This is a genomic window from Solimonas sp. K1W22B-7, assembly GCF_003428335.1.
GTDB lineage: Bacteria > Pseudomonadota > Gammaproteobacteria > Nevskiales > Nevskiaceae > Solimonas_A.
This window is the reverse complement of the sequence record NZ_CP031704.1, coordinates 4,731,781-4,745,280: the sequence shown is the minus strand read 5'-3', so window position 1 is coordinate 4,745,280 and position 13,500 is coordinate 4,731,781. Positions and strand designations below refer to the sequence as shown.

10 protein-coding genes are annotated in these 13,500 nt (G+C 62.7%); 8 read left to right on the top strand and 2 right to left on the bottom strand.

Annotated features, from left to right (window positions below; genetic code table 11):
- Positions 1-102 precede the first annotated feature (102 nt).
- Genes D0B54_RS21400 through D0B54_RS25250 form a run of 4 tightly spaced genes read left to right on the top strand, consistent with a single transcriptional unit; the run spans position 103 to position 4,408 of the window.
- A complete protein-coding gene (locus tag D0B54_RS21400) occupies positions 103-369 on the top strand; it encodes a 4Fe-4S dicluster domain-containing protein (protein ID WP_117293965.1) in 267 nt (88 codons plus the stop codon).
- The gene (locus D0B54_RS21395) at positions 362-3,487 is read left to right on the top strand and encodes an FAD-dependent oxidoreductase (RefSeq protein ID WP_117293963.1); all 3,126 of its coding nucleotides are present in this window, start codon (positions 362-364) and stop codon (positions 3,485-3,487) included. The genes D0B54_RS21400 and D0B54_RS21395 overlap by 8 nt, the downstream gene beginning before the upstream one ends.
- 22 nt (positions 3,488-3,509) lie before the next feature.
- On the top strand, positions 3,510-3,980 hold the full coding sequence (locus D0B54_RS21390; RefSeq protein ID WP_162932610.1) for a DUF2834 domain-containing protein: 471 nt from the start codon (positions 3,510-3,512) through the stop codon (positions 3,978-3,980).
- Positions 3,977-4,408 (top strand): DUF4345 domain-containing protein, encoded by a 432-nt coding sequence (locus D0B54_RS25250; RefSeq protein ID WP_117293960.1) that lies wholly within the window; start codon positions 3,977-3,979, stop codon positions 4,406-4,408. The genes D0B54_RS21390 and D0B54_RS25250 overlap by 4 nt, the downstream gene beginning before the upstream one ends.
- A 43-nt stretch (positions 4,409-4,451) precedes the next feature.
- On the opposite strand, the gene D0B54_RS21380 is transcribed toward D0B54_RS25250, so the two are convergent.
- Positions 4,452-5,672 carry an acyl-CoA dehydrogenase family protein gene (locus D0B54_RS21380; protein ID WP_117293958.1) on the bottom strand — a complete coding sequence of 407 codons (1,221 nt, stop codon included), beginning with the start codon at positions 5,670-5,672 and terminating at the stop codon, positions 4,452-4,454.
- A 251-nt stretch (positions 5,673-5,923) separates the two neighbouring features.
- On the opposite strand from D0B54_RS21380, the gene D0B54_RS21375 reads away from it, so the two are divergent.
- A complete protein-coding gene (locus D0B54_RS21375) occupies positions 5,924-6,895 on the top strand; it encodes an NAD(P)H-dependent flavin oxidoreductase (protein WP_117293956.1) in 972 nt (323 codons plus the stop codon).
- Positions 6,896-6,988: 93 nt separating this feature from the next.
- On the opposite strand, the gene D0B54_RS21370 is transcribed toward D0B54_RS21375, so the two are convergent.
- On the bottom strand, positions 6,989-8,122 hold the full coding sequence (locus D0B54_RS21370) for an NAD(P)-dependent alcohol dehydrogenase (RefSeq protein WP_117293954.1): 1,134 nt from the start codon (positions 8,120-8,122) through the stop codon (positions 6,989-6,991).
- Between the two features lie 376 nt (positions 8,123-8,498).
- Between D0B54_RS21370 and D0B54_RS21365 the strand changes: the two genes are divergently transcribed.
- The 3 genes from D0B54_RS21365 to D0B54_RS21355 all read left to right on the top strand — a co-directional run bounded on the left by D0B54_RS21365 (position 8,499) and on the right by D0B54_RS21355 (position 13,457).
- Entirely contained in the window at positions 8,499-10,952 is a 2,454-nt protein-coding gene (locus D0B54_RS21365; RefSeq protein WP_117293952.1) for an efflux RND transporter permease subunit, read from the top strand.
- 110 nt (positions 10,953-11,062) lie between these two features.
- Positions 11,063-12,451, top strand: coding sequence for a DUF1329 domain-containing protein (locus tag D0B54_RS21360; protein WP_117293951.1), 1,389 nt, complete (start codon positions 11,063-11,065; stop codon positions 12,449-12,451).
- Positions 12,452-12,476: 25 nt separating this feature from the next.
- The gene (locus D0B54_RS21355; protein ID WP_162932608.1) at positions 12,477-13,457 is read left to right on the top strand and encodes a WD40/YVTN/BNR-like repeat-containing protein; all 981 of its coding nucleotides are present in this window, start codon (positions 12,477-12,479) and stop codon (positions 13,455-13,457) included.
- Positions 13,458-13,500 lie beyond the last annotated feature (43 nt).

Genomic DNA, 13,500 nt, shown 5'->3' with positions numbered 1-13,500 from the left:
CAGGTCCCGCCCGAAGATGTTGCAGGGTACAAACCAGATAAAACACTGTTATAACAGCCCTTATGTCATTTTTTGGCTCCAGGGCAAAAAGGAGAGCCGTCTATGCCATTCGTCATCACCTCACCTTGTGTAGCCGACTACTCCTGCGTAGAGGTGTGCCCAGCTGGAGCTATCAGCCCCACTCCGGATGACAGAGCGTTCGATAGCGCTGATCAGCTCTACATCGATCCGACTCGCTGCATAGATTGTGAAGCCTGCGTCGAAGCGTGCCCGGTCGGAGCCATCTTCGACTCCCGCCGGGTCCCGGAACGCTGGAAGGACGCGATCCGCCAGAACGCGCAGTACTTCGAGGGCCTCCGCCATGTCTGACCCGAAAGCTCTCCGCGTAGCGGTCGTGGGCTCCGGGCCTGCCGGGATGTATGCGACGGCGCACCTTCTGGGCAGCCCGGGCGGTACCTGGCTGGACGGCCGCATGGTTCACCTGATGCAGCAACCGGTCGAGGTGGATGTCTTTGAACGGCAGCCGACCCCATGGGGGCTGATTCGCAGCGGCGTCGCGCCCGACCACCCGGAACGCAAGCGCATCGCTGATACCTTCGAGCGCCTTGCCAACCATGAGCGCTTCCGGTTTTTCGGCAATATCTGTGTAGGCCAGAACATTTCAGTCGCGGAGCTCTCGCGATCCTACGACGCAATCATTCTTGCCCATGGCGCCGCGGGTGATCGACTCATCGGCATCCCAGGCGAAAACCTGACCGGTAGCGCCTCCGCCAGGAGCTTCGTTGCCTGGTACAACGGCAATCCAGAGGCTCGAGACTTCAATTTCGATCTGTCCACGCAACGTGCTGTGGTGGTCGGCAACGGGAATGTCGCACTGGATGTCGCGCGGATACTCCTGAGTGCTCCGGACAGCCTCGCCAGCACGGATATCGCGGATCACGCCCTGCAGGCGTTGCGGGCAAGCAGCGTCCGCGAAGTCGTTCTCGTCGGCAGGCGCGGTCCGCTTCACGCAGCATTCGGCGCGGCCGAACTTGAAGAGATCGCGGATCTTCCGGATGTCGATATCATCGTTGACCCGACCGATCTACCGAGCAAGGAAAGCGCGATCGCACAGGGCGCAGATGCAAGTGCCCTGCGAAAAATCGAGCTCCTGACCACGTACGCTCAACGGCCTGCCCGGCAGTACGCCCGCAAACTGCATCTCAAGTTCTTCAGCACGCCCATCGAAATCCTGGGCGAAGCGCGGGTTCAAGGCCTTCGACTGGGCTATCTCCAGAATGGAGCGCCGACGGAGAGCACTGCGGCCGCCGAGTCCACGATCGAGGCTGGCCTTGTCCTGCGCGCCGTGGGCTATCGAGGCTTGAAGATCGATGGTCTTCCCTTCGATGAAGCTCGAGGCACAGTTCCCAACCAGGACGGGCGCGTCCTCTCGCAGGGGCAGGCGATGCCCGGCGTCTACGTGACCGGCTGGGCCAAACGCGGTCCGAGCGGCATCGTCGGGACAAATCGCAAGTGCGCTCGCGATGCCGTTCGTGCACTTGCGAGCGACGTCGCCCACGGGATCGTCGGTCGGCCCGATCTTCCGGACAGAGGGGAAATAGCCGCCCTGCTGGCTCGACGGCAACCTCAGTTGGTGACCCGGCAAGGGTGGCAAGCGATTGATGCCGCCGAACGCGCAGCGGGCACAACGACTGGGCGCCCCCGGGTCAAGCTGACCAGCATCGACTCCTTGCTGGGCGTGGCACACGGCGAGCGAGCCAATCCCATCCCTGGCGGTTTGGGCGGATCGCGCCGCTACGATGCCATCGTGGTCGGCTCTGGCCTGGGCGGATTGTCGACCGCCGCATGCCTATCCGCCGTCGGGAAGTCCGTTCTCTTGCTTGAGCAACATGAAATCCTGGGCGGCTGCTCACAGACCTTCCGTCGCAAGGGAAAATGGGAGTTCGACTGCGGCGTGCACTATGTCGGTGGCTGCGAGCCCGGCTCGGACGGAATGATTTCGACCGTACTTCGCGGGCTGGGCGTAGAGGATCGCATCAAGTGGTCGCGGCTGGACGATAGCGGAATGGACACGGTCATGTTCCCAGACCACAGCTTCCGCGTTCCAACCAACTGGGAAGGGCTGGCCAGCAATCTCCGCGCCGCCTACCCGAAGGACGCCGACGGCCTCACAAAGGCCATCAAGGAGCTGAGATACATCGGCGAAGGCGGAGATCGCATCAACGATGTGCCCCATTCGGTTGGCGTCCTCGCTCCGCTGCTGAAGCGTCCTCTGGAAGCGCTGGCAATTGCGCGCGGCCTCGAATTCCCGATCGGGCACCTGTTCGACCGGTGCAAACTTAGCCAGGAAGCCAGAGGGGCCCTGCTGGCGCTGGTGCACCTGCACAATACTCCGCCGGCCCGGACGCCGGCACTCCTCGTCGCGCTCCTGCTGCAGCACTACTTCCGCGCTGGCGCCTATTTCCCCGTGCAGGGCGGCCAGGTTATTGCGGCCAACTTGGCCGAGGTCATCCGCTCGCATGGCGGAGTCATCCGCACGAAGACCCTGGTTCGATCCATCGACGTGGAGAGCGGGCGTGTCCGAGGAGTGACGCTTTCCGATGGCGAACGAATTTCGGCAGATGTCGTCGTCAGCAATGCCGATGTCCACCGCACGTTCCAGAATCTGATCCATCCGAGCCATCTGAGCCAGCGCACGATCGAGAGAATCCGTGCCTATCGTCGGCCTCACTCGATTTTCTCGATGTACATCGGCGCGGACATCGACATCTCGAAGACCAGGCCAGCAACCAACTATATCCTCCACGACCGCTACGACATCCAGGCGACCTACGATCTACTGGACAAGGGTCAATGGGACCCCAAGGGGTGGCTGGCGATCAGCTCTCCCACCCTCAAGACCTGGGGCGAGCGCCACTATGGTCCTCCGGACCACAGCTCCATCGAGCTTTTCGCCTCAGCCCCCGCGGACTATGAGTTCTGGGGCGGCGGCGATCCCAAGGCAGGGACCGACTACAAGTTCTCCGAGATCTACCAGGAGCGCAAGGCCGAGTTCGAAAGCGTGCTGCTCGAACGAACGCTGAAGGTCCTCCCGGAACTCCGTGGTCACGTTGCCTGGCAGGAGTCAGCAACCCCTTTGACTCACGAACGCTTCACGCTCTCCCGCATGCCCTATGGACCAGAGAATGCCAAGGATCAGATCGGTCCGTTCCGCCGTCTGCCGGTGACCACCGAGATCGCCGGCCTGTTCCTGGCGGGCGCGTCTACCGCTTACCTGTTTGGAGTGGCGTTCACGTTGCGTGGCGGCGTCGGGACGGCCTCGCACATCATCGGCAGGGATTTGCTGCGGGAATTCCAGAAGGGCGTTGTCATATCGGATCGCAATGCACTTCCGGAGCACGGGCCGCATTGGGATCCGTTCCAGGCATCTCGCGGGTACTCCTCTGGAGGACCGCGCGGCGACGATCTTCTTGGTCACGCCGCCTGACCCTTCTCATCCGAGGCTCCTCATGAACTCTGTAGTCCGCGATACACGCTGGCTGGAAATCCTGTTCGTCTTGCTCGCAATCCTCGGCTTGATTGGTACCAGCGCGCAGCTTCCGGCCTACCTGCATCTGGGACCGGTCAACGGAACGATTCAGTTCTGGACCGAAGCCCTATCATCGCCTGCCAGCATGTTCTTGGCTGTGGACATTCTCATGCTTGGCGCTGTGGTGCTGGTGTGGATGTTTGGCGAATGCCGCAGGCTAGGCATCGCCGCCGGATGGGCATGGGTTTACTTCGCCGGCAGCCTTCTGATCGGGATCAGCTTCTTTGTGCCGCTATTCATGGCCCATCGCCAGCGATGCATTCGGATCCGTTTGCCGGATCAGCAGTCTTCACCTGTGGGCAGTGATTTCCTGGCGGTCGCAATCGCATTGGCGGCGGCGGTGGCGTCGAGCGCCTACAGCCTGACCCATATCCCCTTCGTGTCTCCATGACTGGTTTTTGTTTTGCAGTACGAGCATTGGCGCTGATTGCCCTCGTAACCGGATGCGTTGATGTTGTAGTGGGCTTGAAAGGCCAACACCTCATCGGAGCTGCGCTGGAAGAGGGCTATGGCGATCCCGTACTCAACAGCCAAATCCGCTACTTGGGGGCTATTTGGTTTGGATTCGGTGCACTTCTCTGGGTTTGTTCGTCGAATCTGGAGAAGTACTCCGGCATCCTGAATGCCGCCCTATGGATAGTCGTCCTTGGGGGCGTTGGCCGCTTGCTGTCCCTCATCCAATTCGGGCTTCCAACATCCGCAGAAGGAGCAGCATTTGTACTCGGGGCTATGGCAATAGAGTTGATTGTCGTCCCGGCCATGCTTTACCGGCAGGGGCGCCTCACAGCCGAATCTCGGCGAGGATTTCCTCGGCTTTGAAAGAGATAGATATACCGGGATGAGATGAATTGCGGCCCGAGATTTACCCAGTAACATCCCGTCCGAAGATGTTGCGAGCCACGACCCAGCGCTGAACTTCGTTCGCCCCTTCGTAGATCTCGCCGATCTTCGCGTCCCGATAGATCGATTCCAGTGGGAAATGTTCGCCGGATCCACTCAGGGTCTGGACGAAGCCATAGGCGCCGCAAGCCTGGATGGCGTCGCGAGCCACATCCACCGCCAGCTCCGAGCCCGCTACCTTGGCCATGGCCGCCTCGGTTTCGGCGTTGCCGGTCTTGTCGTAGAGCATGGCGGCCTTGTGCACCAGATTGCGGGCGTTCTCGATTCCCAGCGCATGATCAGCGAAACGGAACTGCCAGTGCTGGAAGCCGGCGATCGGCTTGCCGAACACCTTGCGCTGGGTGATGTAGTGCGAGGAGAAATCGAACGCTGCCTGGGCCATCGCCACGCCGATAGCGCCGATGCCCATGCGGCCGAGCATCAGGGCGCCCAGGGCGGCCCTGAGGCCGGCGCCCTCCGTGCCGATGACGTGATCATCGCGCACGAACACCTTGTCGAAGTTCACATCCGCCGTCAGCTGCACGTAGTTGCCCATTTTTCGATCGGGATCGCCGACGGAAATGCCCGGTGACAGCATGTCTGCGAACAGGAAAGTCTGGCGTTCGCCACTGCGGCACAGCACCGCGATGTAGTCGGCCGCCACGGAGTTGGTGATCCAGCGCTTCTTGCCGCTGATTTCCCAGCCGCCGTCCACCTTGGTCGCCACGGTCTGCATGTTGGCCGGAGAAAGATCGGTGCTGGCTTCCGGCTCGCTGGTGGCGAAGCTTCCCAGGAACTCACCACGGACCAGGCGAGGCAGGTAGGTCTTGCGCAGGAAATCCCCGGCGCGGTTGAGTGTCTGGCCCACGAGGATCGCCTGGCCGTCGAAGAGGGCGGAGGCGAGGCTGGGGGAGTAGTAGCCCAGCTCCTCCAGCACAGTCACCGTCCCCAGGGTGGGGAACTCCAGGCCCAGGCCGCCTACGTCCTGCGCGAAGGGTATGCGGTAGATCCCCGCTGACCCCATCGCCTTGAACAGCGCGTGGGGGAAGCTGTCGCGGCTCTCGGGGGTCGTGTTGATTTTCTGGGCGACGGGCCGCACCACGTCATCCGCGAACTGCCGGACGTCCTTGCGCACGCGAAGGGTTTCCTCGGGTAGCCAGATGTCTTTGAAGAGCTTGTCGGCACGGCGAGGAATGCTGGTCATGTGGGCAGCCTGCTAGGTAGGAGATGGGCGGAATGCCGGGCGCTGCAGGTTGCTGCGGGCTCCTCCGGTGATCCGGGATGGCAGATCGGATGCCTGCCTTGGATCACAGCCTAGTCTCGGGCGGTTTGTCGGCAGCAATACCAAAGTCTGGGCGGCAGGGGCCAGCCAAGCCAGACTTTTGACGGGGACGAGGAGCTCCCCAGCGGGTAAGGTGCCCATTGGAAAAATCTGATGGCCCGAGGAGCCAGCACATGAAAAACAGAGTGACCGAATTGCTCGGTACCAAGTATCCGATCATCCAGGGCGGCATGATGTGGGTCGGGCGTGCCGAACTGGCAGCGGCTGTATCCAATGCTGGGGCACTGGGCATCCTGACCGCTCTCACCCAGCCGACCCCGGAACACCTGGCCAAGGAAATCGAGCGCTGCCGCACGATGACCGACAAGCCTTTCGGCGTGAACCTGACCATCCTGCCCAGCGCCAAGCCGCCGCCGTACGAGGCCTACCTAGACGTGGTGCTCGATAGCGGTATCAAGCTGCTCGAGACGGCCGGCAACAATCCAAAGGAGTTCATCGCCAAGGCCAAGGCTGTCGGCGTAAAGATCGTGCACAAATGCACGGCGGTGAGGCACGCGCTCTCGGCCGAGCGCAACGGTGTCGATGCGATCTCCATCGACGGTTTCGAGTGCGCCGGCCACCCGGGCGAGGACGGCATCGGCGGCCTGATCCTGTTTGCACTGGCTGCACGCAAGGTAAAGATTCCGCTGATCGCCTCTGGCGGTATTGCCGACGGGCGAACCATGGCGGCGGCTTTCGCTCTGGGTGTGGAGGGTGTGAACATGGGTACGCGCTTCTGCGCCACTCAAGAGGCACCGATTCATCCGTCGATCAAGCAGCTCCTGATCGACAAGAGCGAGCGCGACACCAACCTGATCTTCCGCACTCTGCACAACACAGGACGCGTGTTGAAGACGGAGGTCTCCGACCAGGTCATCGCCATCGAAAACCGCCCGGGAGGATGCGAGTTTGCGGATGTGCAGCCACTGGTCTCGGGCGCCAAGGGGCGCGAGGCGCTGGAAAGCGGCGATTCCTCGAAGGGCTTGATCTGGGCAGGTCAGTCGGTCGGCCTGATCGACGACATCCCCAGTTGCGCCGAACTGGTCGAGCGTATGGTCAGCGAGTGCCGCGAGCATCTCGCTCTGGCTGCGCAGCGTACGGCCTGAGGCTTAAGCGGCGAGACCGGCAGGAGGGAGCGTTCCTGCCGGTCCGACGCGGGAGCCCGGGATGGCCCAAGCCAGCCCGGTACCCTTGGGGGACTAGAACACGACCACGGGCTTGATCACCGAGCCATCCTCCGAGGCGTGGGCAGCCTCATTGATCTGCTCGAAGGGGAAGGTCTTGATCAGCCTGTCGAAGGGAAACTTGCCCTGGCGGTAGAGTTCCACCAGCTGCGGGATGAACTCGCGCGGCTGGCTGTCGCCTTCCAGGATCGCCTTGATGCCGATGCCGCGGGTGATCATGCTCATGATGTTCACCGGCAGATTCGCTTCCATCGGCGACACGCCCACCAGGCCCAGCTGACCATTCGGCAGCAGGGCGTCCGCTGCAGTCGTGATCACCGCGGGGATGCCGGTGGTGTCGAGCGCCGCCAGTACGCCTCCATTCCCAACAGCCTTGATGGCGGCGCTGACGTCTTCCACGGCACGGGGGTCGATCGTCGCGTCGGCGCCGAGCTCCACTGCCAGCTGACGGCGCGCCGCGTTGGGCTCAACGACAATCACCGGTGCCGCACCCACGGCCTTGGCGGCCATCAAGGCGCTGAGGCCCACGGCACCGCCGCCGAAGATGGCGAAGCTGGTGCCCTTGGTCACCTTCAGGGAGTTCAGCGCTGCCCCTGCACCCGTCTGGATCCCGCAGCCCAAGGGACCCATGATCTCCAGGGGAAGGTCGGTGGCAATGGCCACGGCATTGGATTCCCGCACCACGGCATAAGTCGCGAATGACGACTGGCCGAAGAAGTTTGCATGGATGTTCAGCCCTGCCTGGCTCAGGGGTGAGCTGCCGTCTTCCAGCGCGCCGCCGAAATTGAGCGGCATGAAATTGAAGCAGTAGGCCGGCGCCTCGTGGGCGCAGTTGTGGCAGCCGCCGCAGGAGTTGAACGACAGGACCACATGGTCCCCGGGCCGCAGGGTGCTTACCTTGCTGCCCACAGCCTCGACAATGCCGGCGCCCTCGTGCCCGAGCACGATCGGCATCGGCACCGGGAAGGCGTCCCGGCAGACCAGGTCGGTATGGCAGACGCCGGTGCCGACCATCCGCACCAGGACCTCGTCGGCGCGCGGCGTCGCGATCTCCACGGATTCCACTGAAAAGGGGCCGCCTTGCTGGCGGACGATGGCGGCGCGTGCCGTTCTGGCGGTCGCGCTCGGGGATTGCTGTGCCTGGCTCATGGACTCCTCCGGTCTCTCTGGGAATGCGGCCAGCGAATCCTCCCCGGTCGGGGTCGGGCAAGACCTATACCAAAGGTTGGGATCAGCCCAAACCGATAGGAACAGGCTTACTCCGCGAACCAATCCGACCCGTTCTCGGTGATCGGTGAGGCGACAGGGCGGGGACCCGGGAACGGCGACCCCTCCGCACGAAAGTGGTGTGAACCGGAGAGAGACTCGTGGTGGCTATCGGTGGGCATTCCAATGTGAACGTTGTGCGCTTGGCCTGCAGGCCGAGCCGCCATTCGCTGTCCACCCAGCCCGCGCCATTCCTCTCCCGCGCCGGCCGCATGCCGGGCGCCGCCACCCCGACCCAGGCAACACGGAACACCGAACGATGAACAAGCAGCCCTTCCGCTTCCGGCTGGCCAAGCTGATCATGGACAACCGCGGCCTCTTCGCCGCGCTTTTCGTCCTTGTCACCCTCGCCTTCATGGCGGGAATTCCCCGGGTGGAGATCCGCACGATCTTCAAGGACCTGCTGCCGAAGAACGATCCCTTCGTGCAGGTCTATTACGACCACCCGAACTTCGGCAATCCGCTGGCCATGGCGATCATGATCAAGCGCAAGGATGGGGGAAATATCTATAACCCGGAAACCCTGCAGAAGGTCTGGCAGCTGACGCGCGACATCGACCTCGCACCGGGCGTGGACCATGACCAGATCATCTCGGTCTCCACGGAAAAGCTGCGCTTCGCGGAGGCGACGCCCTACGGTATCGACATGCGCCCGCTGATGGACGACCACGTGCCGTCCACCCCTGATGAGGTTCGGGAATTCCGCCGACGCATCGAGCAGTCTCCCAATGCCCGCACCTTCTTCGTGTCCGGTGACGAAACGGCCACCCTGATCAAGGCCACCTTCCTCGATTCGATCGAATACGGAGAGGCCTTCAAGTACGCCAACGATCTGATCGAAAAGGCCCGTGACGACAAGCACGAGGTCTATCTCGCCGGCGAGCCGGTCCTCACCGGCTGGGTCTACAAGTTGCAGAAGCAGACCTACTTCATCTTCGCCGTCACCATCGGCTTGCTTCTGGCCGCGCTGTTGTTCTACATGCGCAACCTGGCGGGCGTCGTCACGCCGGTCATCTGCGCCACGGTCGCCGCGCTCTGGGGTTTCGGCTTTATCGGCTGGCTGGGTCGCCCGATCGAGCCCCTGCTGATGATCGTTCCGCTGCTGCTGGTCGCGCGCACGCTGTCGCACTGCATCCAGTACACCGAGCGGTATTACGAAATCCTCACGCACGTAAAGAACAAGCGAAAGGCTGCCGAGATCACCATGGGCGTGATGATGGCGCCCTCGGTCCTAGGCATCATGACCGACGTGTTCGGCATCATCCTGATCGCCCTCGCGCCGATCGAGACGATGATCAACCATGCCCTGTTCTGCGGCGCCTGGGCGTTGTGGATCATCCCGACCGGCGTGTTCCTGATCTCGATCCTGCTGTCCTATCTTCCCGAGCCCAAGAATATCGAGAACATCGCCGGCGGCGCGGCGAAGGAGAAGGGCATTCACCTGTTCCAGAAGAATGCCCTGGACAAGCTGTCGCGCCTGACCTTCGGCCCGGCCGCCAAGTACACCACTATCGGCGCGGTGATCCTGGCTGTTTTCGCCATCTACGAGACGCTGCAGATCAAGATCGGCAACCCGGTCGAGGGCAGCAACCTGCTGTGGTTCGATTCGGAATACAACACGGCTGTGCGCGCCATCAACGCGCACTTCCCAGGCATGAACACCCTGGAAATCGTGCTGGAGGCCAAGAAGCGAGATCCCAACAACCGTGTCGCCCGCACGCCGGACGTCGCCGCCGTATCGGCGCAGATCCAGGCCATCGTCGAGTCTGATCCGGTGATGCCGCCGCGCGCCACGCTGTCCTTCACCGACTACATGATGGAGGGCAACCGCCTGTTCTCGGGCGGCAACCCCAAGTGGCTGCCGCTGGATCCGACCATGTCCGCGGTGCGCGCGGCGGGTACGGCCGTCACCTTCGGCACCAATCCCGTCAACTTCGGCCACATCTCCGACTTCGAGTTCCAGAACTCCACGATTTCACTCTGGTACAAGGACAGCAAGCAGGAGACGGTCGACGCTGCCCTGGCCAGCGCGAAGCGCGCTGTCGAGGCGGTGGGCACCGATCACCCGGACTTCACGGTCCGCATGGCTTCGGGCTCCATCGCGCTGCAGCAGGCGATGAACAATGTCGTTCACGAGTATCACTGGTTCATTCTCGGCTTGCTCAACGTGATCCTGCTCGTGATATCGGCGTATGCCTATCGCTCCATTGTGGCCGGCATCATCCTGCTGATCCCGGTGAACATGTCCAATTTCCTGCTGATGGCGGCGATGCATCTGCTCGGCGTCGGCTTGGACATCAACGCCGTGATCGTCGCGGTGATGGGTGTCGGTGTCGGCATCGACTACGGCATTTACATGCTGTCGCGCATCTGCGAGGAATTCTCCGCGCACGACAAGGATTGGGGCCGAGCCATCACGGCCTCCATGACCACCACCGGCAAGGCGATCATGTTCACGGCCAGCATCATGCTGCTCGGCATCGTGCCCTGGTACTTCATGTCCGATCTGAAGTTCATGGCCGACATGGGAATCCTGCTCATCGCGATCATGCTTGTGAACATGGTTCTGTCGCTGGTCGTGCTGCCGCTGCTCTGCTGGCTGATCAAGCCCAGCTTCGCATCCCGCGAGGACCTGGCCGTGGGCGAGAGCATCGATCTCTCGCAGTTCGACCTGGGAAACGTTCCTGAGGGGAAACTCGCCACGTCGAGCTGATCCGAGACATTTGATTGTCAAGGCGTCCGGCGCCAATCCGGACACTGATTGAAAAACGCCCGGCATTGCCCCGCCGGAGATATGGGGCCTTGAGGACTGAGGAGATTCAGATGCATATCCGGAAATTCGATTTCGACTACGGCCGTCGCCAGTTGATGAAGAACGTGGCGATCGGCGCCGGCGCCGGCGTACTGATGCCCCTGACCAATGTCATGGCTGCAGCGGGCGATATCGGCAAGGCCTATCCCGACGAACTGCTGTCCATCGAGATGTACACGAAGGGCAAGATCAAGACCGGCGACATGATCACCTCGGCCAATGTCGAGGTGGTGAAGGATCTGCTCGATCCGATCATCTACGAGCAGGTCAAGACCATGGGTCGCAAGATCAAGATCAAGGCGACCCAGCGCGACTACCGGGCCCTGTTCCCCGGCGAGTTCTACGAGAAAACGCTGCGCAACATGAGCAGCAACGGCAACGCCAAGTTCGATGCCAACAACAACGTCGTCACCCAGGAGGGCAAGCCCTGGCACGGCGGCCTGCCGTTCCCTGACCCCAAGACCGGCATGGAGATCCAGGCCAACATGGCCATGAGCTGGGGCCGTGGTGACTACAACCAGTACACCATCAAGGAAACCGATATCAATCCGGACGGTGGCGTGGCCTACAACTACGACATCATCTGGTCGGAGCTTCAGGTGCAGGCGCGTATGGACGGCAAGGTGTTCAAGGACATGAACGACCTGCTGCGCTTCCAGACGATCCTGTTCACCGCCTCGGCCGACGTCGCCGGCAGTTCCTTCCTCAGCACCTGGTACTACGATCAGCGCAAGTTCCCGGAGCTCTACGGTTACCTGCCGCAGTTCCGCCGCGTCCGCCAGTTCCCGACCAACCAGCGCTTTGAGCCGCTGATTCCGGGAGTCACCTGGTTCCTCACCGACCCCTGGGCGGCCGGTGACCCGATGCTCACCTGGGGCGACTACAAGATCATCGAGCGCAAGCCGATGCTCGGCGCCTTCAACACCACCTGGAGCGGCGACCGCCCGAACTGGGAAAAGGGCGTCCATGGCGGTGCCAAGGGCATCACCTTCTACGACACCGAGTTCGAGCTGGCACCGGAAGTCGCCATCCTCGAATCCAAGCCTGTGGGCTATCCGCGCGCACCGGTCGGTCGCCGCCTGGCGTACGTCGACGTCCGCAACTGCATCTACTGCGGCAACATCCGCTACGACCGCCAGAACAAGCCCTGGGTCAGCTTCGAGACTGGCTTCGGCCAGTACAAGAATGGCAACAAGGTGGTGTATGGCGCCGACGGCAAGACGCCGGCCTGGTCCTGGATCTACGTCATGAGCTTCGACATCCAGAACAAGCGCATGAGCCGCGCGGCGCACTCTGAATCCTGCGCAGGCGGCTACAAGAGCATCTTCAAGGCCGACAACGAGGAGATGTACAACAAGTTCTTCACGCAGCAGGCCATCCAGCGCCTCGGCCGCGTGTAAGGGCGCAGCTTCTCGGAGATTCGACATGAGCAGAACCATTGCGGCTGTAGTGCTTCTCGCGCTTGCCACCGGTGCCGCCGCGATCAATGCGGCGGAACCGGCGGAGCTGCGCAGGGGCATTGCCCACGAAGCCCTCTTCGGTATCGACATGCTCGGCAGCAAGGGCATTGCCGTCGGTGCCGGCGGGCAGATCCTTGCCACCGCGGATGGCGGCAAGACCTGGAGCGCCGAGAAGGCGCCGGCTCCCCTGAGCCTGCAGGACGTCGCCACCAATGGCAGCCGCAGCATCGCGGTCGGCCAGATGGGTTCGATCCTGGTCCGCGAGGGGGCATCGGCCTGGAAAGCGGTGAAGTCCGGCAGCGAGGAACGGCTGATGTCGGTCGACATCAATCTCCGCGGCGTCGCAGTGGCCGTTGGCTCCTTCGGAACGGTGCTGCGCTCCGAGGATGGCGGCGCCAGCTGGCGCAACGTCGCGCCGGACTGGGCATCGATGTTCGCCGCCGATTCGGCGGTCCTCGGCGACAGCTTTGCTCCCCATATGTATGGCGTGAAGGTACTCGACAACGGCACGGCCATCATCGCTGGCGAGCTGTCCCTGGTGCTCGTGTCCACCTCCGCCGAGGAGCCCTGGATGCTTACCAACCGCGGTTCCGTCGCGGAGGGAAAGGTCGACCCCTCGCTGTTCGGCCTCGACATTCGCGACGACGGCCTGGGCCTAGCCGTGGGTCAGTCGGGTCGCATTCTCCGGACGACGGACGGCGGCATGAACTGGTCGCCGGTCGCATCCGGCACACAGGCCATCCTGCTCGACGTGCTGATGGGCGACAGCCAGAAGGTGATCGTCACCGGCATGCGCGAAATGCTATCGAGCAGCGACGGCGGCGAGCGCTGGTCGCATGTGCGCGGCGGCAACATCGCCACAGCCTGGTACAGCGCGGCCGCCCGACGCAGCGGCGATTTCCTGGTCGTTGGCCAGGCGGGGACGATCCTTTCGGTCCCCAGATAGTTCAAGACATCCGTTCATAACCAACCCATCCCATAGCGGTTCG